Genomic DNA, 22,218 nt, shown 5'->3' with positions numbered 1-22,218 from the left:
ACTCATGGCGTCAGGAACGAGAAACGAAACACACCGACGAAGTTCGGATTGCCATCGAACGGCTGCCAGCGGGAATCTTTCCATTGCATCAGGTCGGAAATGGCGACGGCGCGCAGACCGCTATCGGTCGGCGTGACGGTGCCCGTGTGATAGGCGATGTAGCGGTCCAGCCAGATCATCAGATGCTGGTCGTCGCCCTGATCGAAGAACAGCAGGTCGCCAGGCAGCGCCTGATTGACGTCGCGCGAAACGAAGCGGCTATTGCGTTGAATGAGCGCAATAGCCGAGGCATAGGCGCCCACGCTGCCATCGATGCGCGTCCAGCGGCTCGCGAGCGCGCGCTGCTGCGGGCTCAGTTGCAGTTCGGGCGGCAGCCGGCTTGCGTCGCCCGCGCCGTTCATGCCGTTAGCCTTGAGCCAGCGAGCGTCATGCTCGCGCAGCGCCTCCACGGCGGCAAAGCGCACGAGGCCGGCGCAGTCACGCTGGGTCCAGCGCGGCGTGGGACCGCGACGCATCTGCTGATCGACGATGCGCACGAACCACGCACGAAATATCGTCGACTGACCGGGCGTGAGTGCGTCGGGGTCGGGCGCGGATTGCGTTGGCATGAGCGCTCGCACCGGGCCCGCAAGCGCCACGCCGAGCGCGGCCGCTCCGGCCGCCGCGCATCGATGGAAAAAGCGGCGGCGCACGATCAGTCGCCGCTCGCGCCGGGCTGCGCCGGCTGGTCTTCGGCATGCTGTGCGGAGTCTGTGCTGGCGTCGCCGAGGGTGGCTTTGCCGGCATCGTTGTCCGCGTCTTTCGGGCCTGCGCCCAGCGGATGCCCCGCTGCCGCGTCGCCGCGCGGTCCCACGCCCGCTCGCGGCTCGACATGCCACTCCACGGGCACCCAGCCCGCCGACGAAGGCAGCGAGCCCGGCAGGCTCAACGCCAGCGGCGGGTAGCTCGCCACCGCGTGCAGCTTCGGCAGCAAATGCGTGCGCGCGGCGTTGCGGAAGATCGCCTCCTGATCGACCGGCAATGCGCGCCCGGCCTCGCGCTCCACAAGCGCCGCCGCGGTGGACGGCGTGATCGACACCATGGTGGTCGACAGGCGCTGCGGCGAGAGCGTATCGGCAATGGCCGGGTAGCGCTTGTCCAGCACGGCGAGCGTGTCGTCCACGAGACGCGCGTCGGGCGAGAACACCACATAGCCGTGCGCGAGCGCGAGCGTCACCGGAAAGTAGCGCGGCGCGGAAAGCTGCGCCGCGTAGGACGAGCCCGCGCTCTGCGCCGTGCCTGAGCGCGCGCTCACCGCGCGCGTCCACAGCGTGACGCCAGCAGACGGCTCCTTCGTCGTCACCGGCAAACGGCGATAGCCTGCCTCATTGCCCGCCTTCGCTTCATACGCGCCAATGGCGTCACCAAAGACGCTCGCAAGCGCGCCTTTGACCACTGCCAGTTGGGCCGGATCCTGCGCCGCCCCGGGTTTGAGGCGCGCCACGAACACGGGCGCCACGACTGTCGACTTCGCATACCAGCACACGCCCGCGGGTCCGGGGAAGCGTTCGCGCAAAACTTTCGACGCCACTTGTTCGCCCTCGCCCAGCTTGCCGAGTAATTCGGCAGCATCGTTCCAGTCGACCGGCAGGCTCGCGCAGGCCGCCGCGTTCGCGGGCAACGCATGCCAGAGATCGGCGCTGTCCCAGTGCTGCGGCAGATGAGCGGGATCGACGAGCGCGGCCGTGCTCCACGCGCCGCTCGCGCTCGCATCGTTCTTGCCCGACGCGCCGAAATCGAAACGCAGCGCATTGACGCCCGAGAAAAAAGCCTGATATCCGAATGAAAGATAATTGACCGAGACGATCAGCCGATGCCCGTTCACCTCGGCAGGCGCGCGTTCGAGATGATACGTGCGCAGAGCATCGTCGCCGCCGTCATCGAGCATCTTCGCAAGCGCCTGCGCGCGCTCGCCGATCGTCTTGCCGTCCGCGTCGAGCAAAATGCCTGGCTCCGACATGATGATGAGCCGCTCGCCCTTCGCCGCGAACAGCAGCGTATGGCCGACCGCGAGCTTGAGCGCGTAGACCGGCACGTCGCCGGAGAGCGTGGCCGCCTGGTTCAACTGGCTGTCGCCGGTCGCGACGTTACCCACGGCCTGCATCAGCTTAGCGAGGCCGTTGCGACGCACCGTCATCACCCAATAACCGAGGCGGCCGTCGGGCGAGCGCCATAGCAGCACACGCGAGGGTTCATCGAATACACGCTTGATGAGTTCGTCGCTCCAGTCGAGATCGTGTTCGAATGCGAGCCGCCGGACAGCGCCTTCTGCGGAAAGACGCGTGGAATTGGACTCGTAATAGTCGACAAAATCGCGCGTGAGCAGCGTATGCAGCAACGGCACGCGAATCATGTCGCGCGGCAAACGCGAAAGGGCCGCGCTGTCGATAATGGCGTCGGGATAATGAATATCAAAAGCGACTTCGTGAGACCGAAATGTCGATCTTCCACCGAATGGACGCCAGATCGCCTGAATGGCGACCAGTGCAACGATTAAAACCGCGGCTGTTAGCGCGGCTCTTTTGCGCGTTAACTTCATCGAATCAATCGCCCTGAACTGGAGTATCGGTTTTCTTTTGTACCGGCACCCCTCATTGGCAGGGCGCACGGCCGCTTGCTTGCCGCACGCCGGTTCTCTCTCTGCGAGCGACTATTTTCGGTTGCCAGCGATACTACCGTAAAAATTATCTAAATGCCGCGAATGATTCCGGGTGCGTGAAATATCCATATATTTTCACGTTTTATCGTCGTGCACGTTGCATGACGCATTATTGATTGCCCGAATTGCGGCGCTGAATTGAGTCGATGTGCGCCGTGTGGCAGCGCACTAGAATGAGTTCATCAACAGGGCAAACAGGAGGCGTCATTCACGACAACGCAGCAAGACGACCTTCACTTCGGTCCCACACGTGCTCGCGCGCCGCAATTTCATGGCCTTCGCGGGCGCGACCGCAGAAACCAGGTCGCCAGGCTTCTCACCTCAAAGGTCGCGGCCGCTTACCGTATAGAGTCCAGCCATTCTCTGAGTAGTCCAGCAAACTCGCCCACGAACCCAAGGCATGACGCCCGCGCAAGGCAACGGCACCATGCTTCTTTTTGTTGGTGGACACTCGAGGGCTCGAGTAGAGCCAAAAGCTATGCGGATTTGCCCACGCCGTCCCGGGCATACTTGCATTGCGATCAAGTCCGGCAAGGCACTCGAGATCAAGTACGTTCCCGCCGGCAATGCGGTGCGTCAGTCATCCTGCGCATGCGCACTGCGCCGGGCCGCCATTTTCCACGCACGCAAACGCCAGAACCCCGGCGCTCATTCGGAGCCACCGGGGTTCTGGACATACTGCATGAGGAGCCTGACGATTACCTACTTTCACACGGGCAATCCGCACTATCATCGGCGTGGAGCTGTTTCACGGTCCTGTTCGGGATGGGAAGGGGTGGGACCAGCTCGCTATGGTCATCAGGCATGACGGGTTGCTGCGTCGCACGGGTTTGGGTGAACCTGGCGCCACAGCCAATCGGGAAGAAGCGTAAAGAGGTGCTGTTTCTTGGGGTTGTGTTGTTTCCGGCACAACACCGATCTCTCAACCTGCGCGTCCTTCACTCCACACCGGGAGGAAGACACACCTGTTATAGGATCAAGCCTTACGGGCAATTAGTATCAGTTAGCTTAACGCATTACTGCGCTTCCACACCTGACCTATCAACGTCCTGGTCTCGAACGACCCTTCAAGGGGATCAAGTCCCCGGGGAAGTCTCATCTTGAGGCGAGTTTCCCGCTTAGATGCTTTCAGCGGTTATCTCTTCCGAACATAGCTACCCGGCAATGCCACTGGCGTGACAACCGGTACACCAGAGGTTCGTCCACTCCGGTCCTCTCGTACTAGGAGCAGGCCCCCTCAAACTTCCAGCGCCCACGGCAGATAGGGACCAAACTGTCTCACGACGTTTTAAACCCAGCTCACGTACCTCTTTAAATGGCGAACAGCCATACCCTTGGGACCGGCTACAGCCCCAGGATGAGATGAGCCGACATCGAGGTGCCAAACACCGCCGTCGATATGAACTCTTGGGCGGTATCAGCCTGTTATCCCCAGAGTACCTTTTATCCGTTGAGCGATGGCCCTTCCATACAGAACCACCGGATCACTATGACCTGCTTTCGCACCTGCTCGACTTGTCAGTCTCGCAGTCAAGCACGCTTATGCCATTGCACTATCAGCACGATTTCCGACCGTACCTAGCGTACCTTCGTACTCCTCCGTTACACTTTGGGAGGAGACCGCCCCAGTCAAACTGCCTACCATGCACTGTCCCCGACCCGGATCACGGGCCAAGGTTAGAACCTCAAACAGATCAGGGTGGTATTTCAAGGACGGCTCCATGCAGACTGGCGTCCACACTTCACAGCCTCCCACCTATCCTACACAAACCGGTTCAAAGTCCAATGCAAAGCTACAGTAAAGGTTCATGGGGTCTTTCCGTCTAGCCGCGGGGAGATTGCATCATCACAAACACTTCAACTTCGCTGAGTCTCGGGAGGAGACAGTGTGGCCATCGTTACGCCATTCGTGCAGGTCGGAACTTACCCGACAAGGAATTTCGCTACCTTAGGACCGTTATAGTTACGGCCGCCGTTTACCGGGACTTCAATCAAGAGCTTGCACCCCATCATTTAATCTTCCGGCACCGGGCAGGCGTCACACCCTATACGTCCACTTTCGTGTTTGCAGAGTGCTGTGTTTTTATTAAACAGTCGCAGCCACCAGTTTATTGCAACCCCTTCACCCTCGGAGCGCAGGCTCCTCAAGCTACCAGGGCGTACCTTATCCCGAAGTTACGGTACCAATTTGCCGAGTTCCTTCTCCCGAGTTCTCTCAAGCGCCTTAGAATACTCATCTCGCCCACCTGTGTCGGTTTGCGGTACGGTTAATGTTGAACTGAAGCTTAGAGGCTTTTCCTGGAACCCCTTCCAGTTGCTTCGCTTCCGAAGAAGCTCGCGCCACACCCTTGAATTACGCGCCCGGATTTGCCAAAGCGCCTTCTCCAATGCAGCGACCGGGACTTCCAACACCCGGACAACCTTCCGCGATCCGTCCCCCCATCGCATTCAACACTAGTGCAGGAATATTGACCTGCTTCCCATCAGCTACGCATTTCTGCCTCGCCTTAGGGGCCGACTCACCCTACGCCGATGAACGTTGCGTAGGAAACCTTGGGCTTACGGCGAGGGGGCCTTTCACCCCCTTTATCGCTACTCATGTCAGCATTCGCACTTCTGATACCTCCAGCACACTTTCCAGTGCACCTTCGCAGGCTTACAGAACGCTCTCCTACCATGCACATAAATGTGCATCCGCAGCTTCGGTATATGGCTTAGCCCCGTTACATCTTCCGCGCAGGACGACTCGATCAGTGAGCTATTACGCTTTCTTTAAAGGGTGGCTGCTTCTAAGCCAACCTCCTGACTGTTTTAGCCTTCCCACTTCGTTTCCCACTTAGCCATATTTGGGGACCTTAGCTGGCGGTCTGGGTTGTTTCCCTCTTGACACCGGACGTTAGCACCCGATGTCTGTCTCCCGTGATTGCACTCTTCGGTATTCGGAGTTTGCTATGGCGACGTAATCCGCAATGGACCCATCAACCATGACAGTGCTCTACCCCCGAAGGTGATACACGAGGCACTACCTAAATAGTTTTCGGAGAGAACCAGCTATTTCCAGGTTTGTTTAGCCTTTCACCCCTATCCACAGCTCATCCCCTAACTTTTCAACGTTAGTGGGTTCGGTCCTCCAGCACGTGTTACCGTGCCTTCAACCTGGCCATGGATAGATCACCTGGTTTCGGGTCTACACCCAGCGACTAATCGCCCTGTTCGGACTCGCTTTCGCTACGCCTGCCCTATTCGGTTAAGCTTGCCACTGAATGTAAGTCGCTGACCCATTATACAAAAGGTACGCCGTCACCCCTTGCGAGGCTCCGACTGTTTGTATGCATGCGGTTTCAGGATCTGTTTCACTCCCCTCCCGGGGTTCTTTTCGCCTTTCCCTCACGGTACTGGTTCACTATCGGTCGATCACGAGTATTTAGCCTTGGAGGATGGTCCCCCCATCTTCAGACAGGATTTCACGTGTCCCGCCCTACTTGTCGCATCCCTAGTTCTTCCATTCCGTTTTCGTCTACAGGGCTATCACCTGCTATGGCCGCACTTTCCAGAGCGTTCGACTAACGGTACAGATAAAGAATGCAGGCTGATCCCATTTCGCTCGCCACTACTCTGGGAATCTCGGTTGATTTCTTTTCCTGCGGCTACTTAGATGTTTCAGTTCGCCGCGTTCGCTTCACGTGACCTATGTATTCAGTCACGGATACTCCATTCGGAGTGGGTTTCCCCATTCGGACATCTCCGGATCAAAGCTTGTTTGCCAGCTCCCCGGAGCTTTTCGCAGGCTACCGCGTCCTTCATCGCCTGTGATCGCCAAGGCATCCACCACATGCACTTGTTCGCTTGACCCTATAACGGGTGCGTCTCTCGACTCACTCGCTACAGGCTGAGTTTTCGCGTTGTGCCGTATTCCAAAGCCCTCTTTCGAGGAACTTAAAAATACATCGATACAATCACAACCCTGATTCACCTACTCCACACCCATCTCTAAGTGTGTTTCAGATAAATCTCTTTACTACTTCTTCCTGATTGTTAAAGAACGACAGCCGATACGTTTTCACATACCGCTCTGACTGGCTCAATCGCCAATGCAAAACTCCCTGCATTTAACTGCTCCTGCAGGATGCTGTGCATTAGGGATTGGTGGAGGATGACGGGATCGAACCGACGACCCCCTGCTTGCAAAGCAGGTGCTCTCCCAGCTGAGCTAATCCCCCAGTCATGCATACTCAAGGGGGTTACCAGTCAGCCACCGCGCAGACAAATTGGTGGGTCTGGATGGATTCGAACCATCGACCCCCGCCTTATCAAGACGGTGCTCTAACCGACTGAGCTACAGACCCCTGAGTCTGTCTTTTCTACAGCCGACAAGTGTGAGCGCTTCAATGAACTTCGCAATGAGCTCTGGAAAGGAGGTGATCCAGCCGCACCTTCCGATACGGCTACCTTGTTACGACTTCACCCCAGTCATGAATCCTGCCGTGGTGACCGTCCTCCTTGCGGTTAGACTAGCCACTTCTGGCAAAACCCACTCCCATGGTGTGACGGGCGGTGTGTACAAGACCCGGGAACGTATTCACCGCGGCATGCTGATCCGCGATTACTAGCGATTCCAGCTTCACGCAGTCGAGTTGCAGACTGCGATCCGGACTACGATCGGTTTTCTGGGATTGGCTCCACCTCGCGGCTTGGCAACCCTCTGTTCCGACCATTGTATGACGTGTGAAGCCCTACCCATAAGGGCCATGAGGACTTGACGTCATCCCCACCTTCCTCCGGTTTGTCACCGGCAGTCTCCCCGGAGTGCTCTTGCGTAGCAACTGGGGACAAGGGTTGCGCTCGTTGCGGGACTTAACCCAACATCTCACGACACGAGCTGACGACAGCCATGCAGCACCTGTGTGACGGCTCCCTTTCGGGCACTCCCGGCTCTCACCAGGATTCCGTCCATGTCAAGGGTAGGTAAGGTTTTTCGCGTTGCATCGAATTAATCCACATCATCCACCGCTTGTGCGGGTCCCCGTCAATTCCTTTGAGTTTTAATCTTGCGACCGTACTCCCCAGGCGGTCAACTTCACGCGTTAGCTACGTTACCAAGCCAATGAAGGCCCGACAACCAGTTGACATCGTTTAGGGCGTGGACTACCAGGGTATCTAATCCTGTTTGCTCCCCACGCTTTCGTGCATGAGCGTCAGTATTGGCCCAGGGGGCTGCCTTCGCCATCGGTATTCCTCCACATCTCTACGCATTTCACTGCTACACGTGGAATTCTACCCCCCTCTGCCATACTCTAGCGATGCAGTCACCAATGCAGTTCCCAGGTTAAGCCCGGGGATTTCACATCGGTCTTGCATCACCGCCTGCGCACGCTTTACGCCCAGTAATTCCGATTAACGCTTGCACCCTACGTATTACCGCGGCTGCTGGCACGTAGTTAGCCGGTGCTTATTCTTCCGGTACCGTCATCCCCCCGGGGTATTAACCCAGAGGTTTTCTTTCCGGACAAAAGTGCTTTACAACCCGAAGGCCTTCTTCACACACGCGGCATTGCTGGATCAGGCTTGCGCCCATTGTCCAAAATTCCCCACTGCTGCCTCCCGTAGGAGTCTGGGCCGTGTCTCAGTCCCAGTGTGGCTGGTCGTCCTCTCAGACCAGCTACGGATCGTCGCCTTGGTGAGCCTTTACCCCACCAACTAGCTAATCCGCCATCGGCCACCCCAATAGCGCGAGGTCTTGCGATCCCCCGCTTTCATCCTAAGATCGTATGCGGTATTAATCCGGCTTTCGCCGGGCTATCCCCCACTACTGGACATGTTCCGATGTATTACTCACCCGTTCGCCACTCGCCACCAGGTGCAAGCACCCGTGCTGCCGTTCGACTTGCATGTGTAAGGCATGCCGCCAGCGTTCAATCTGAGCCAGGATCAAACTCTTCAGTTCAATACCTGTTACTGTTTTCTGTCCCTCTCGAGACAGGTCGCTCACTCAAAGCTGACAGGTTCTGAATAAATTCAAAAACCTGACTTACTTTTGTGTGAGACTCTTGATACTTTCGCTACTCCCGGTCATCCCCGAAAGAATCACCAGGTCACGAAACCCATCAAGCGCCCACACTTATCGGCTGTAAATTTTTAAAGAGCAATTCGTCTTAATCGCTTCGTTTTCGTTCGCAGCGATCAGCGAAGGAGGCGAATTATGCGGGTCATTCGCGGGGCCGTCAAGCGCCTTTTCGAAAATTTTTTCAGGGCCTATTTTTCCCTCGTTCAACCCGACGACAAACGCCGCCACGCCCCTTGCAGCAAACTCGCGGTGCGAAGCCGTCTGAGATCGGGCATGGCGACCGTGCGTGCGCCTCACCTCAACTAACCTGACGCGGCCCAGCCGTTGCATGGGAGCACCCCAGCCGGCAGCATGCGCGCCTCGGGCGCCGCATTGCACACGGCTCTGCTTGTGGGGGGGCTGGTGCGGAGTTTCGAACCCGCCCTGCAGTACGGCAACGACTGCACGCAATTCGGCCGGTCGATCGGCAAATTCCAGGCGATCCAGCACCAGATCGCGACGATGGCCGAACACGTGGCCGCCGCGCGCATCGCCACGGTCAGCGCTTTTTCCCCAAGGTCTTCCGTGCCTTCCTCCTCGCCGCCATCGCCAAAGCGCGCGCCAGCGAGGCGGCGACCCTCGCGGCCTCGGTCGCTCATGCGGTGCACGACGCCATCGGCGTCACCGGGAATACCACCTGCAGCAGTACCCCCGTTGCCTGCACTCGGCGTCTCGCTCATGGCTCGGAGACGCGCTGGCACGAGGTCATCGGACGGGGGCTGCTCGATGCAAAAGATTCGACGATCGGCGATTTCGTACGGGGCGTGTGGAGACGCGTCGCGCCAAAGTGGGCTCGCAACTATTCTAGGGAGCCTGACTAAGGCCATGCGCACCGCACTATTCCACCGTCACCGACTTGGCAAGATTGCGCGGTTTATCGATATCGGTCCCGCGCAAGCACGCCACGTGATACGCCAGCAACTGCAGCGCCACCACGTGAAGCACCGGCGAAAGCGCCCCGAACCACGCCGGCATGTGAATCAGGCGCAGGCCCGACTCCGCCGTCAAACCCGTGTCCGAATCGGCGAGTACGAAAAGGCGCCCGCCTCGCGACCGCACCTCCTCCATATTCGACTTCAGTTTATGCAGCAGCGTATCGTTGGGCGCGGTCACGATCACAGGCATCGCGTCGGTCACGAGCGCGAGCGGCCCGTGCTTGAGCTCTCCGGCGGGATAGCCTTCCGCGTGAATATAGGAAATCTCCTTGAGCTTGAGCGCGCCTTCCAGTGCAATCGGATAGTGCGTGCCGCGCCCGAGAAACAGCGCGTGATCGGATTGATACAACGCTTCTGCCCACGCCATGATCTCCGGCTCCCGCGCCAGCACATTACGCATCGCGTCCGGCAGCGCAGCGAGCTGGCGCAGGTAGTTCGCGGCTTCGCTCTCGCTCACATGTCCGCGCTGTTTGCCCATCTGGATTGCAAGCATGAACAACGCGACGAGTTGAGTCGTAAAAGCCTTGGTCGAGGCCACTCCCACCTCGGGGCCGGCCTCTGTGATAAATGCCCAGCGGCACTGCCTGACCATCGCGCTTGCCGCGACATTGCAGATCGCCAGCGTTCGCTGCTCGCCCATCGACTGCGTATAGCGCAGCGCCGCAAGCGTATCGGCCGTCTCCCCCGATTGCGAAACCGCGACCACCAGCGTGTTGCCCGGCGATACGTAGTCGCGATAGCGGTATTCGCTGGAGATCTCCGCTCGCGCGGCAACGTTGGCAAAACGCTCGAACCAGCCGCAAGCGGTCAGCGCCGCGTAATGGCTAGTGCCACAGCCGAGCAGCATCACGTTCGTCACGTCGGCCAGATCCTCCGGATTCGGCATGCCCGCCTGATGCGGTTCGCGATCGTTGACTGTCGCGATCGTGCGCGCGACCGCCACCGGCTGCTCGAAGATTTCCTTCTGCATGAAGTGACGGTAAGCGCCCAGCTCCGCATCCGACGCATGGCGCACGAAGGTAATCTCGCGGCGCGCAACCGCCTGCCCTGCCTTGTCGATAATCTTGACGTCCCTACCTTCGATATCGACGAGATCGCCTTCCTCGAGATATACGAATCGTTCGGCACAGCCCGCGAGCGCGAATGTATCTGAGGCAAGAAATATGCCTTCCGCACCGATGCCGACCACCAGAGGCGACCCCTGCCGTGCGCCGATCACCCGTCCGGGCGCGTCGCGGCACATCACGGCGATCGCATATGCGCCTTGCAACAACTGTGTCGCATCGCGTACCGCCGCGAGAATGTCGCCGCGATAGTGTTCGTGAACGAGATGCGCGATCACTTCGGTATCGGTTTGACTCGCGAACTCATAGCCTTTTTCTCGCAGCGCCTGGCGCAGCTGCTCGTGATTCTCGACGATGCCGTTATGCACGACCGCAATTTGCTCGCCGGAAAAGATGGGATGCGCATTGTCGATCACCGGCATGCCGTGCGTCGCCCAACGGGTGTGCGCGATGCCGGTCGCGCCATCGAGGTCGACCGCACGCGCATCGGCCTCCAGCGTGCACACGCGCGAAAGGGTGCGCACCCGGCGCGCCTGGCCGCGCTGGAGCACCGCCACCCCACATGAGTCATACCCGCGGTACTCGAGCCGCTTCAAACCTTCCAGCAACGAAGGAACGATGTTGCGCTGGGACACGCCCGCAACGATTCCGCACATGATCGCCTCCTTTACTCGTTCGACACATTCGATTGTGTGTGCGCGCCTTCGGGGCGGCAGCGATCCGATGCGGAAGGCGCCACTTCGTTGCGCGCGTTAAAGTCCGCTTCACGCAAGCCAACCGGCGAAAGCGAAACAAAATGAATCGTTCCGGGACCGTACGGAATACCGATCGCCCCTGTGTTGCCCCATGCAAACGGCGCACGCATCACGCCGCGCAAGTCGATCGAGTCGCCGGTCAATGCAAGCGCCATCAAGCGGCCATCGCGCGCAGGCACATAGGCAACGTCGCCGTTCACCGCAATGCTCGCTTCGCGCACCGAGGCGGGCAGGCACTCGAGTTTTGCCGTGACGTGTCCCGCTTCGTCGATCAACAGCATCGAAGAGCGTCCGCTCTCCAGCGTTGCTTCGACAATGAAGCGCTTCACTTCCGGCACCCACGCCGCGGCATACGTGTAGTACTGCACGCGGAAAACGTCGACGCCATCATCGGGCCTTGTGAGCTTGCCGCTCACTGGGTCGTACACGGCAAATTCCAGATCTGCGACGAGCTTGCCAGGAATGTACTTCTGCCATACGAGCAGCGCCCGCGTGGGCGAACCCGCGATCATGGGCCACCATTCGCGGACATGCGCCGCCACGTTCTCGCGCCGCAGCAGCTTGCCCGAGCCGTTGTAGACCTTCACATAGACGCCGTTGCCAGTGCCGAGATTGTCGACGCCGCCGCCATTTATCCAGTCTTCCGAATAGAACACGACAAAGCGCTCCCCCACGGCAGCCACATGACCGGAATGCCCCCCCGATTCGACATCGTTCGGATAGGGCTTGATGGGCGTAAGGTTCGAGCGATAAACGCCATAGCGCTGGCTGACTTCGTTTGGCGTATTCCAGCCGTCCTCGAAGCTGACAAAGATATTGCCCTGCGTGTTTTGCGCAATCGATACGGGCTCCTGTGCTTCCGGTCGGCTAATGAATAGATGAACGTTGGAAATGCGCGCGTGCGCTGGCGACCATTCGCCGACATAAACATCGTGAGGCCAGCTGCCATCACGATGCGCGCCGCGCGGCGGCAACCCGGAACTGCTGAAGAAAACCCAGCGCTTGTCGTCCGCGTCGCTGGCCCAGCCGATGCCGTGCATGAAGCGCCGCTCGTCGCCCACGCCGGGCGCAGGCACCGCAACGACCGCTCCGGCCGGTGCCCGCCGCATGCCGATCATCTGCGCGCCAGCATCGTCGCTATCGCCGGTCGCCGGGTACGCCGCGACCAGCAAAGCAAGTCCGAGCGCCGCCAGCCAGCCGAAGCGGCGCCAGCGATAGAAGCCGCGCCCGGCACGTGCGATGGTGCGATCCATGTCGCCGTCCTGGTCGCCCTGCAATGCACTCGAGTGGCGCGAGCCGCGCTCACTCACTGCCGCGGCGTCCGGCGGGGGGATACGACCGGCGGCGAATACACCGGCGGCTTTGCGTGACCATATGCGCCGCTGCTGGATTGGCGGCCGCCCGCACCGCTTGCCCCGTTTGCGCCGTCTGCGGCCGGCCCCGTCACGGACAGCACGCGCAGCGCTGCAATGAGCCCATTGGCATCGTGCGACGCCACGAACACCCGCGCTACCGCGTTCAATTCGCGAGAAGCCGCACCTGCAAACGGCCCCGGTTCGACCGTCAGCCCGGCTTTGCGGCGCAGCAGCCGCTGCGTACGCGACTTCGAAGCAAACGGGTGCGCCACGCGCGCGAGAATCATCCACATCGTCAAGACCGAAGCGATGGCCCCGATGGCCGCGAAATACGACACCAGCTCGGGCCAGGAGAGATCGCCCTGCTCGAACGGCAACAGATACCGGTATGCGTAGATCGTGATGCCCGCCCACATCGAGCCGACGCAAGCCGGCCGCAGCAGCCGGAACCACAGCAGCAGCACGACGCCGCGCGCGATGCCCTGGTCCGAGATGATTTGCTGCGGAGCGTGAAGTGAGAGGTCAATGACGGGCGTGTTGTTCATGTTGAATTCCTCGATCGGGGCTAGTCCAGACTGCGCGCTTGCCACGGCGCCCGAAGGCGATGACCGGCAGCGCCACGACAGTGGTGACCATGTTGATCAGCCAGAACGCAAGCGGATACCAGACGGTGTCCATCACGTAGAGCAGCAGCTTCTCGTCATAGCGCCGGTCGATCACGCAGCCGACGATGATCTGCAGCACGCAGGTCGCCACCAGCAGCATGCCGTGCCAGTGCGGCAGCAGCGATACGTGCCAGTCCGGCGGCAACGTATAGACAGCATTGAGAAGCGAGAGCAGCAAAATGAACGCCATCGCATAGGCCCATGCGATACCGAGCGCGTACTCGATGAAGAGCGGCCACATCATCACGCGCGGCCCGAACAGAAGTCTTCCCGCGTAGCGGAACAAAACCTGAATCCCACCCTTGGCCCATCGCAAGCGCTGCTTGTAGAGCCCCTTGATCGTCTCGGGCATGAGAATCCAGCTCAGCGCATGCGGCTCGTAGGCAACGCGCCAGTCGTTGCACTGCAGCTTCCAGCTGATATCGATATCTTCGGTCAGCATGTCGGAGCTCCAGTAGCCGACATCGGCGAGCGCGCTCTTGCGAAACATCGTGATCACGCCCGAAACCGTGAAGATGCGCCCATAGACCTGCTGCGTGCGCTTGATCAGCCCGACGATCGACGAAAATTCTCCCACCTGCATGCGTCCGAGCAGCGACGTGCGCGTGCGAATACGCGGATTGCCGGTGACCGCGCCCACGTTCTGATCCGAAATGAAGTGCTCGAGCATCCATTCGATCGCATCTTCGCCAAGTAGCGAGTCGCCGTCGATGCACATGAGGAAGGGCGCGTTGGTGATCGCCGCGGCCGTGGTCAGGCCAATCGCCTTGCCCTCGTTCTTTGAATGATGAATCACGGTCAGATGCGCAATCTCGGTGGCAAGCTGGTTCAGGACCTCGCCGGTGCGGTCGCGGCTGCCGTCGTTGACCGCGATGATTTCGTAGTTGGGATAGTTGAGCGTCGCCAGATGACGAAACACGCGGCGCGCATTCATCTCTTCGTTGAAGCACGGCACAATGACCGCCACCTTCGGCATCCCCGACATTCTCAGTGCGCTGGGCGAGCGCGACCGTCCGTTCTCCAGCGCGAGGAAATGGACTGTTCCCCCGATCATCCACAGATACGACATGAAGAACGGGTAGAAGAAAATAAAGTCCTGCAGCCGGTTGATCACGAGGTGCATCATCGCTGCACTCCTGCGCCAGGGGCGCCCTTGAGCAGAGCATTGATCGACGCGGGATCGAGGCGCTGGCGTGTCGACATGACATCGCGCAACGCGACCGCATTCGGCAAGTCGTGCTGGAAGTTATCGGGGTAGTACCCGTAGCTGACCATTCCCACCTCGCGCAGATGACGCATTTGATCAACAAGGCGCGTGCCCGGCACGCTCTCGCCCGTGCGTGAATCGGTTGCCTCGAGCAAAAAGACCGTCCGGCGCGGTCCGTCCGGCGCGGCTTGCACCACCCGGCCGAGCTTGTCGAGCCAGCTGTCCACGGAAGTGATGCCCTGTCGCGATGGCATGGCGAGCAGTCCGACGAAGTCGTATGCGCGCACGAAAGCTGGATAGCTTTGCGCATAGCGCGGCTCGTTGCCGGGGTCGAGCACGGCATCGGGAAAGATCGTGCGCACGGTCAGCACTTCATCGCTGTTCTGGCTGTCGAGCACGATCTGCCGAAGCTCCTTCGTGAAGTCCAGCAAATAGCGGGTTTTCTGCGCGCTCCAATGCTTCATCGCCTCGGGATTGGCGCGAATCTGCTCGACGCCCGCTGGCAAACTCCAGCTCGCGTAGGTTTGACGCGCGTGCCGGCCGTCATCCTCGAAATCGCTGAGCGTCGCGTCCTCGCCGAACAGCACGCCGTTGAATGCGGCGTATTTTCCGAGGTCCTCATAAAGCTCGCGCACATAAGCGCGCGCAGCCGGATCGAAAGGACTGAGCCGCCGCACGCCCGAGGCGCCGGGCGGCAAGGTGCTGCCCGCAGCCGCCGTGACGAACTCGACGCGTCCATTGAGGGCATCCGGTACCGCGAATGCGAGCACCGGCATCCACGCATAAACTTCCACGCTCGCGCGCGTGTTCAGTTGCCACGCCGCGCGGCAGAACAGATCGGAGCGCATCGGCAAATGCCGGTTCGGGAAATACAGCGCCCGCGCAAGCCCCGAGCGCGAAGGGTCCGAATAGGCCTGCAGGTACACCGAGCTCGGCTTCATTCGATACATCCGCTCGATCAGGATGCCGAGTTTCTTTTCCTGCATGTCGGGCGAAGGATCGTAGACATCGTCGAGCGACACCACGACTGCCCGCTCGACCGGATTGATCTGGCCGCGATTTTGCGCGGGCTCGCGCACCGAACGCTCGAACTCGCCCACGTTGATGTCGTAGGTCGCCAGAATGCGGCGCAGGCGATCGAGCGGAATATCGGGGGTATTCGGGCCGGACTCGAGCGTGAATTGCGTGGGCATGCCAAGACGCGAGGACACGTTGCGCACGGTCAGGTTCTGCGCCCCGTAAGGCCACACCATCGCGCGAATCGATACGCCTGTCTGCTGCTTTACCTGACGCATGCAGTTGCCCAGGTCGCCGCGCACACGCGCTTCGAATTCGGCGTCCGTCTCGTAGCGCTGCTGATCTTTCAGGTACAGATGCGAAGTGGCCGCCGGCAACTCGTTGCCTTGCGGATTCGCAAGCGCGCCGTGATGCAGGTCGTGCGTATGGCACGCCAGCTCGACGAGCCCCGACGCGGCCACATTGCGCACGTCGTCCCATGACATGAAGGTGTCGCGCGGCACGACGACGGTGTCCGAAAGCCGAATGCCAGCGTTGCCCGGCGTATCGATCCACGAGGTCACGATCCCCATGACGCCGGGATATTTGAACTGCTTGAGCAGCGGCAGCACCTTGTCATGGTGGCTCTTGAAGCCGTCGTCGAAAGTCAGCAGCACCGAACGCGGCGGCAGCGGCTTGCCGCCGTTGCGCGATGCCACGATCGCACTGAAGGTGACCGGGTTGTAGTGGTTCGTATCGAGCCACGAAAAAATCGATGTCAACGTGCCCGTATCGACGGCGAACGGATCGATCAGGTTGTTCGCGTTGAACTCGGCACGCAGGTTGTCGCGCACATCGTGGAAGCAGATCACGCGAAAGGTCTTGCCATCGGCGGGGTCGGCCGGCGGGAGGATGTCGATCAGCTTGGCAGACGCGAGGGATGGAAACAGCGAACAGCCCGCCATCGCACCCAGACAGCTACACACGAAACGTCGACGAGATTGCATCGCAGGCCTCCTCCCAGATTCCGAAGTCAGAATGGCACCGTGAGCGTGGCATAGGCGAGTTCCGAGAATTCGCGCTTGCCGTCGTACGCGTGACTGAGCACGCCAAGACCGTACCTGAGCGTGACATCGTGGCTGAATGTCCAGTTGTGCTCGATGCGCGCCCCCATCTCCGCACTCGTGCCATAGCCGCGCTCGTTATACGCGCCCCCGATCAGATAAAAGCGCTGCACGAGGGACCTCTCGCCGCTGCGCCAGATCGCCCATTGATGCATGAGGACCACTTCGGCGGTGTAATCGCGCGAAGGCGCGTAATACGCTGCGTCCCGGATGGTGTTGCTCCCGGTGTCGAGATTCAGTGAAACATTCACCAGTTGATTCGCGGTAGTAAATACGCGCTGCGTTCCACTCAACGCAATGTCCTGATTAAAGTTCGAGTCGCTGTAGCGCGCCGCGGAGTAAGACAACGATGCTGAACGCCGGTCACCATCGTTGAAATTAATACTCGCCTGCGCGGTCTTCCCCCAAATATGATTGAGGTACGCCTTCATCGGCAGCGAGTCGCTGTCACTGCTGACACCCGCACTGGCCGACAAATAATCATTGAACGCATAGGAAACTTCGCCGGTGCCACCGGTGCGCCCATCGCTGCCCGTCGAACGCGTGACCTCGCCGCTCACGGTCAACGAGCCGTTGCGATAATCGCCGCCAACGCCGGCACGCGTACGGCTGACATTGCCGAGGTCCGTCACCGCATGAGCGTAGAACGTATGGGCAAATACGCGCCAGTTGTCGAAGATCGGCGGCGAATACAGAGTCGTGTCGATGCTGAACTGGTTGTCCGCCAGCGCCGAGGCGCCGTGTTCGCCTTTGACATCAACCGTCAGCACCGGCGCGCGATACGCTTTATAGTCGCGCTGGAAGGCACGCACTGAACCGTTCTCAGGGAACGTGTCGTCGAACGTCGTGTTGATCCGGTGCGCGTTCGAGTAGTCCTCCAGCGCAAGCGATGTGCGGCCGAGGCCGGCCAGCGCCTCGATGTTGTCCGGGTGATCGGTCAGCGTGGCGACGTACATGTCGCGCGCTCGCCGCGTATGTCCCATGCCTAGCACCGCATCCGCCTGTGCATCGCGCACTTCCGAACTGAACGGCACCTGCTCTTCGAGTTTCTGCAACCCGGCCATGCCCTCGTTCGTCTGACCAATGTAAATCTGGTACTGCGCGAGCAAACGGTAGTAACGCAGGTAATCGTCAGTCGCGGGATCCCCCGGACGCATCTTGTCAGCCGGCGGCAGCGCACCGCGAATATCGTCGAGTACCTGATGTGCCTGCGCATATTTGTTCTGGTCAGTGAGCGAATAGAACAGACCTTCGCGCAGATCGATCGGACGCGTGTGCGAGCCATACTGGTAGCCGAGCGTGGCCGCGTCGGTGGGCTTTGCACGCGTCTCTTCGATGGCGCGCCGATAAACCGTTTCCGATTTCGCCGGCTGCTGCAGATAGGAATATGCGTCGCCCACTGACGCGAGCGCCTCGGGCGACACCTCGAAATTCGACGGGATCGTTTCGAACACGGCAACGGCATCTTCCATCCGCCCACGCGCGGCATACCCAACGGTACGGTCGCCGGCAAGCGACGCACGCACTTGGGCGTACTCCGGTGTATTCGGCAGACGCTTGTCGAACTCTTCCGCATGACGAATAGCGGCATCGAGCGCATCGAAGCGGTCGGTGCTCGTCATCGCGCGAACCTTCGAGCGGCCGCCCCGCACCTCCTGCCGGATGGCGAGTTCTTCGATCTCCGCGAGATCGACCGGCGAAAATACGTCGGGATGCTTTTTGGCTTCGTCGAGCGCGCGGTTCGCCCCTCCGCTCGTTGCAAGGCCGAAGACCTGATGACGCAAATCTTCGCCAGGCTGCGGACCATTACCGGTGGTAGGCAGTTCCATTTGCGGTGTGACAGGTGCCGGCGCCATTTCCGGTGCCGACTGCGTGGGATTGCTCTCCGGTGCTTGCGGCGCGGGCGCAGGGGTCACCGTGGCCGCAGGAGCAGACGCAGGAGCCGCCATCGGCTCGCCCCTCGACGCCTGGGCCACTGTCGCGACAGGTGCCGCCGGACCAGGCTCGGGCGGCGCTGTCACCGGAACGCCCGTGGTATCGCTCATGGTGTTTTGGGGAACGTCCGTCGAAGCCATGACGGCATAGACGGTGCTCCCCGAGGCCTCGGTCATCACAGGGTGCGCAACAGGATCGCGGCTCGCGATGTTGTCCGCAAGCGCGACCATGAAAACCACTGGCTTTGCTGCGTCGGTTTCCTGCGCGAAACCGTTCTTACTTTCAAGCACCGCATAAGCTGACAAAAGCATGACCGCTGCAGGCGCCGCACATGCACAAAGAGGGCGCCGGCGAGGCGACGTGTACAAACGCTTGTTCTCGTCCATTTTCTTTACGCCCCCTGCTGTACGTTGTCGTTGACCACCAGGCACGCGGCTATCGCAAGTCCCGTACCGCTTTCTGTGTACGAATCTGCGATCAATAAAACCGATATTTATTGCGGACTCAATCAGTTTTCAATCTGGTTCCAGGAACGGCCGGTCTGCTCTTCGGCTTGCAGCAGCGAAAAGTTCGTCAGCACCCGAACGCTTTAGAGCGCTCGTTGAACGGCGGATCTGGAATAGCCGGCTTATGGTGTCCTTGTCGTTGCCTGAACAGGCGACGCCGGATAGACACACCGGCCAGTAACATCGAAGCGATGTAGAGATGTTTTGTGTTTCACGCACGCGTGATGGTACGTGTGTGCACTTCAATTGCTATGGAACTCGTGCGGCACATGACAACAATCTAGATCACGCTTATGCGTAATCCATCAACACGTTTCAACCGGTTACAACTGCAGGCTCTTCTTCAGCTAGTTAGCGCAACTGGTCTGCTATGGACGCGGGACTTTTTTCTCCGGCTCGCAAACCCCGGCATAAATTACTGACAAACCGTGAACGGTTGCATTTCGCCCCCACCGTTCCTATGCTAGTTGCACATCAAAAGAGGGAGGCAATCATGGGGACCTTGAAGCACCGAGGTCGGCTTGTGCCCGCGAGCGCGCTGCTCATCGCTGGTGCGTATGCGGTGTCTGCCGGGGCACAGATCGCGAGACCCGTTGGAACACAATATTCGCAACCCACTGCGCCAATGGCTGCGCCGACTCCATCGGCCCCCGCGGCGCCAACCGCCCCGCCCCCCACAACCACCACCGCGGCGGCTCGCACGAACACTCCGGCCACACCACAGCAAATGCTCTACTACGTCTGCGGAAATATGAATATCGACGGGCACGTGACGTCGCCAGATCCGCAGCATCCGTTCAACCTTGGCGTCTCGTTTATTTCGTCGGGCAATACGCCATTGACCGAGGTTTCGGTCAAAGTAAGACGCCATGGCCGCGTGCTGATGGATTTCGTTGCCGCGGGTCCGCACTGCCTGTTTTCCGTGCCGGATGCAGACTACCGCATCGAAGGGACTTACCGTGGCGAGACGAAATTCGAAATCGTCCAGACCGGCACCATGAATGCTCAGATCAAATGGTAAGTGCCAGCAAGCTCGAATAGCTGACTCCGGCCATGGCAATCCCGAACTCGCCTGAAGAACGGTCGATCGACGAACCCGCTTCTGGCGAAAACACCTTCGAATCCGGCGCCCCCCTCACACGCCACCTCGGGAGCCGGATTCACCGTTGCACTGCCCTATCTGATCTTCCTTGCAACAGGCACTGGCTACGATCACATGCATCGGTTGCGTAGTCCACGACCTGATCCGACCGGCATACCGGAATTCTTCCCGACCTGCACCGTCATTGAGTGCGCCGCGCGCCGGGGCACCTCATGCACAGTTCAGAGTATCCCTATTGAAATCGGTGCCATCGCCCATATCGTTAAAATGCGATATATGATTCGCACAGTGACGATGCAATCGCGATGAAAAAACCTCAACCGACCCCAAAGCTCGACCTCGACGCCATCTACAAAGCGCTGGCCAATCCCGTGCGGCGCGAGATCCTCGCGTGCCTGCGCGAGCCGAAGATGCACTTCGCCGGCCAGGTACTCCCGCTCGAACACGGCGTTTGCGCGGGCCAGATCGACGCGTACTGCGCGCTGTCACAGTCCACCGTATCGGCGCATCTGGCTGCCTTGCAAAAAGCCGGGCTCGTTACGTCGAAGCGCGTGGGCCAGTGGGTGTTTTTCAAGCGCAACGAAGCAGTCATCGAGGCATTTCTCGCCTACGCGAACAAGCAGTTGTGAGCGCACGCATCGGCTTCTTTTTATTCAAGGCTTCAACGCAGCGGGCCGAGCCCGCAATAAGGTGAACATATGGCAACGCTTTTCGACCCCCTCCAGATCGGCGACCTCAGGCTGCCCAATCGCGTCATCATGGCGCCGCTCACGCGTCAGCGCGCAGGCGTGGCGCGCGTGCCTAACGCGCTGATGGCGCAGTACTATGCAGAGCGCGCAACGGCCGGCCTCATCATCAGCGAGGCCACGTCGGTCACGCCGCAAGGCGTGGGCTACGCAGAAACACCGGGCATCTGGTCGCAGGAACAGGTCGAAGGCTGGAAGGTCGTGACCGAAGCCGTGCATGCCGCAGGCGGGCGCATCTTCCTGCAGCTATGGCACGTAGGCCGCATCTCGGACCCGCTCTTTCTCGACGGTGAACTGCCCGTCGCGCCAAGCGCGATTGCGGCGCTTGGCCACGTGAGCCTCGTGCGCCCGCAGCGCGCGTACGTCACGCCGCGCGCGCTCGCCATCGACGAAATTCCTGGCGTCGTCGCCGCGTTCCGGCAAGGCGCGATCAACGCGAAAACCGCGGGCTTCGACGGCGTCGAGATTCACGGCGCCAATGGCTATCTGCTCGACCAGTTCCTGCAAGACAGCACGAATCAGCGCACCGACGCTTACGGCGGCTCGATTGAAAATCGCGCGCGCCTGCTGCTCGAAATCACCGACGCCTGCATCGACGTGTGGGGCGCCCATCGCGTGGGCGTGCATATCGCGCCGCGCGGCGACGCCCACACCATGGGCGACTCCAACCCCGCCGCCACCTTCGGCTACGTGGCGCGCGAGCTCGGCAAGCGCAAGATCGCGTTCCTGTTCGCACGCGAATCGCTCGGCGAAAACCGTCTCGGGCCGCAATTGAAGGCTGAATTCGGCGGCCCGTACATTGCCAACGAGAAGTTCACGCTCGAGTCGGCGCAACGCGTGCTCGCCGACGGCGAAGCCGATGCCGTCGCCTGGGGCCAGCTCTTCATTGCGAACCCGGATCTGCCGCGCCGCTTCGCATTGAACGCACCGCTCAATGCGCCGAATCCGTCGACCTATTACGCGCGCGGCGAAACCGGCTACACGGACTATCCGTCGCTGGAAAGCGTGGCGTAAACCACGGCACGGG

At 60.3% G+C, this 22,218-nt stretch carries 11 protein-coding genes, 2 tRNA genes, 3 rRNA genes and 1 pseudogene; 4 read left to right on the top strand and 13 right to left on the bottom strand.

The window, feature by feature from the left end; translation table 11 throughout:
- Nucleotides 1-2 precede the first annotated feature (2 nt).
- From P5W99_RS17550 to P5W99_RS17520, 7 genes are all read right to left on the bottom strand, one after another.
- Entirely contained in the window at nt 3-692 is a 690-nt protein-coding gene (locus tag P5W99_RS17550; RefSeq protein WP_421026459.1) for a DUF1175 domain-containing protein, read from the bottom strand.
- Nucleotides 693-694: 2 nt separating this feature from the next.
- Nucleotides 695-2,578 (bottom strand): DUF2138 family protein, encoded by a 1,884-nt coding sequence (locus P5W99_RS17545; RefSeq protein ID WP_434664014.1) that lies wholly within the window; start codon nt 2,576-2,578, stop codon nt 695-697.
- A gap of 809 nt (nt 2,579-3,387) precedes the next feature.
- Nucleotides 3,388-3,501: ribosomal RNA gene (rrf, locus tag P5W99_RS17540) — 5S ribosomal RNA — on the bottom strand.
- Nucleotides 3,502-3,670: 169 nt separating this feature from the next.
- A 23S ribosomal RNA gene (locus tag P5W99_RS17535) occupies nt 3,671-6,550 on the bottom strand.
- A gap of 292 nt (nt 6,551-6,842) precedes the next feature.
- A tRNA-Ala gene (locus tag P5W99_RS17530) sits at nt 6,843-6,918 on the bottom strand.
- Nucleotides 6,919-6,967: 49 nt separating this feature from the next.
- Nucleotides 6,968-7,044, bottom strand: a tRNA-Ile gene (locus tag P5W99_RS17525).
- A gap of 65 nt (nt 7,045-7,109) precedes the next feature.
- Nucleotides 7,110-8,642 (bottom strand): 16S ribosomal RNA (locus tag P5W99_RS17520).
- Together the 16S, 23S and 5S rRNA genes with 2 tRNA genes alongside form the textbook arrangement of a ribosomal RNA operon.
- A 471-nt stretch (nt 8,643-9,113) precedes the next feature.
- On the opposite strand from P5W99_RS17520, the pseudogene P5W99_RS17515 reads away from it, so the two are divergent.
- A pseudogene (locus tag P5W99_RS17515) lies at nt 9,114-9,251 on the top strand (acyl-CoA dehydrogenase); the annotation flags it as partial.
- A 387-nt stretch (nt 9,252-9,638) separates the two neighbouring features.
- Here P5W99_RS17515 and glmS read toward each other — a convergent pair.
- The 6 genes from glmS to P5W99_RS17485 form a co-directional block, all read right to left on the bottom strand.
- A complete protein-coding gene (glmS, locus tag P5W99_RS17510; protein ID WP_421026457.1) occupies nt 9,639-11,456 on the bottom strand; it encodes a glutamine--fructose-6-phosphate transaminase (isomerizing) in 1,818 nt (605 codons plus the stop codon).
- 11 nt (nt 11,457-11,467) lie between these two features.
- On the bottom strand, nt 11,468-12,673 hold the full coding sequence (locus P5W99_RS17505) for a hypothetical protein (protein WP_421027060.1): 1,206 nt from the start codon (nt 12,671-12,673) through the stop codon (nt 11,468-11,470).
- Between the two features lie 188 nt (nt 12,674-12,861).
- A complete protein-coding gene (locus P5W99_RS17500) occupies nt 12,862-13,455 on the bottom strand; it encodes a Biofilm PGA synthesis auxiliary protein PgaD (RefSeq protein WP_421026456.1) in 594 nt (197 codons plus the stop codon).
- Nucleotides 13,433-14,701, bottom strand: a complete 1,269-nt coding sequence (gene pgaC, locus P5W99_RS17495; RefSeq protein WP_421026455.1) for a poly-beta-1,6-N-acetyl-D-glucosamine synthase — start codon at nt 14,699-14,701, stop codon at nt 13,433-13,435. The genes P5W99_RS17500 and pgaC overlap by 23 nt, the downstream gene beginning before the upstream one ends.
- On the bottom strand, nt 14,698-16,785 hold the full coding sequence (gene pgaB, locus P5W99_RS17490) for a poly-beta-1,6-N-acetyl-D-glucosamine N-deacetylase PgaB (protein WP_421026454.1): 2,088 nt from the start codon (nt 16,783-16,785) through the stop codon (nt 14,698-14,700). The genes pgaC and pgaB overlap by 4 nt, the downstream gene beginning before the upstream one ends.
- Nucleotides 16,786-16,811: 26 nt before the next feature.
- Nucleotides 16,812-19,148 carry a poly-beta-1,6 N-acetyl-D-glucosamine export porin PgaA gene (locus tag P5W99_RS17485; RefSeq protein ID WP_421026453.1) on the bottom strand — a complete coding sequence of 779 codons (2,337 nt, stop codon included), beginning with the start codon at nt 19,146-19,148 and terminating at the stop codon, nt 16,812-16,814.
- A 922-nt stretch (nt 19,149-20,070) separates the two neighbouring features.
- Here P5W99_RS17485 and P5W99_RS17480 point away from each other — a divergent pair.
- The 3 genes from P5W99_RS17480 to P5W99_RS17470 all read left to right on the top strand — a co-directional run bounded on the left by P5W99_RS17480 (nt 20,071) and on the right by P5W99_RS17470 (nt 22,205).
- Entirely contained in the window at nt 20,071-20,364 is a 294-nt protein-coding gene (locus tag P5W99_RS17480; RefSeq protein WP_421026452.1) for a hypothetical protein, read from the top strand.
- Between the two features lie 386 nt (nt 20,365-20,750).
- Nucleotides 20,751-21,074 carry an ArsR/SmtB family transcription factor gene (locus P5W99_RS17475; RefSeq protein WP_421026451.1) on the top strand — a complete coding sequence of 108 codons (324 nt, stop codon included), beginning with the start codon at nt 20,751-20,753 and terminating at the stop codon, nt 21,072-21,074.
- A 69-nt stretch (nt 21,075-21,143) separates the two neighbouring features.
- Nucleotides 21,144-22,205, top strand: a complete 1,062-nt coding sequence (locus tag P5W99_RS17470) for an alkene reductase (RefSeq protein ID WP_421026450.1) — start codon at nt 21,144-21,146, stop codon at nt 22,203-22,205.
- Nucleotides 22,206-22,218: the final 13 nt, after the last annotated feature.

Source organism: Paraburkholderia sp. A3BS-1L, assembly GCF_051125215.1.
In the GTDB taxonomy this organism is placed as follows: domain Bacteria; phylum Pseudomonadota; class Gammaproteobacteria; order Burkholderiales; family Burkholderiaceae; genus Paraburkholderia.
This window is presented reverse-complemented; position numbering and strand designations above follow the sequence as displayed.

Coding starts and splice junctions, on each gene's coding strand:
- P5W99_RS17545 (WP_434664014.1), bottom strand. CDS start 2,578: ATGAAGTTAACGCGCAAAAGAGCCGCGCTAACAGCCGCGGTTTTAATC.
- glmS (WP_421026457.1), bottom strand. CDS start 11,456: ATGTGCGGAATCGTTGCGGGCGTGTCCCAGCGCAACATCGTTCCTTCG.
- P5W99_RS17505 (WP_421027060.1), bottom strand. CDS start 12,673: ATGATCGGCATGCGGCGGGCACCGGCCGGAGCGGTCGTTGCGGTGCCT.
- P5W99_RS17500 (WP_421026456.1), bottom strand. CDS start 13,455: ATGAACAACACGCCCGTCATTGACCTCTCACTTCACGCTCCGCAGCAA.
- pgaC (WP_421026455.1), bottom strand. CDS start 14,701: ATGATGCACCTCGTGATCAACCGGCTGCAGGACTTTATTTTCTTCTAC.
- pgaB (WP_421026454.1), bottom strand. CDS start 16,785: ATGCAATCTCGTCGACGTTTCGTGTGTAGCTGTCTGGGTGCGATGGCG.
- P5W99_RS17485 (WP_421026453.1), bottom strand. CDS start 19,148: ATGCTTTTGTCAGCTTATGCGGTGCTTGAAAGTAAGAACGGTTTCGCG.
- P5W99_RS17480 (WP_421026452.1), top strand. CDS start 20,071: ATGCTCTACTACGTCTGCGGAAATATGAATATCGACGGGCACGTGACG.
- P5W99_RS17475 (WP_421026451.1), top strand. CDS start 20,751: ATGAAAAAACCTCAACCGACCCCAAAGCTCGACCTCGACGCCATCTAC.
- P5W99_RS17470 (WP_421026450.1), top strand. CDS start 21,144: ATGGCAACGCTTTTCGACCCCCTCCAGATCGGCGACCTCAGGCTGCCC.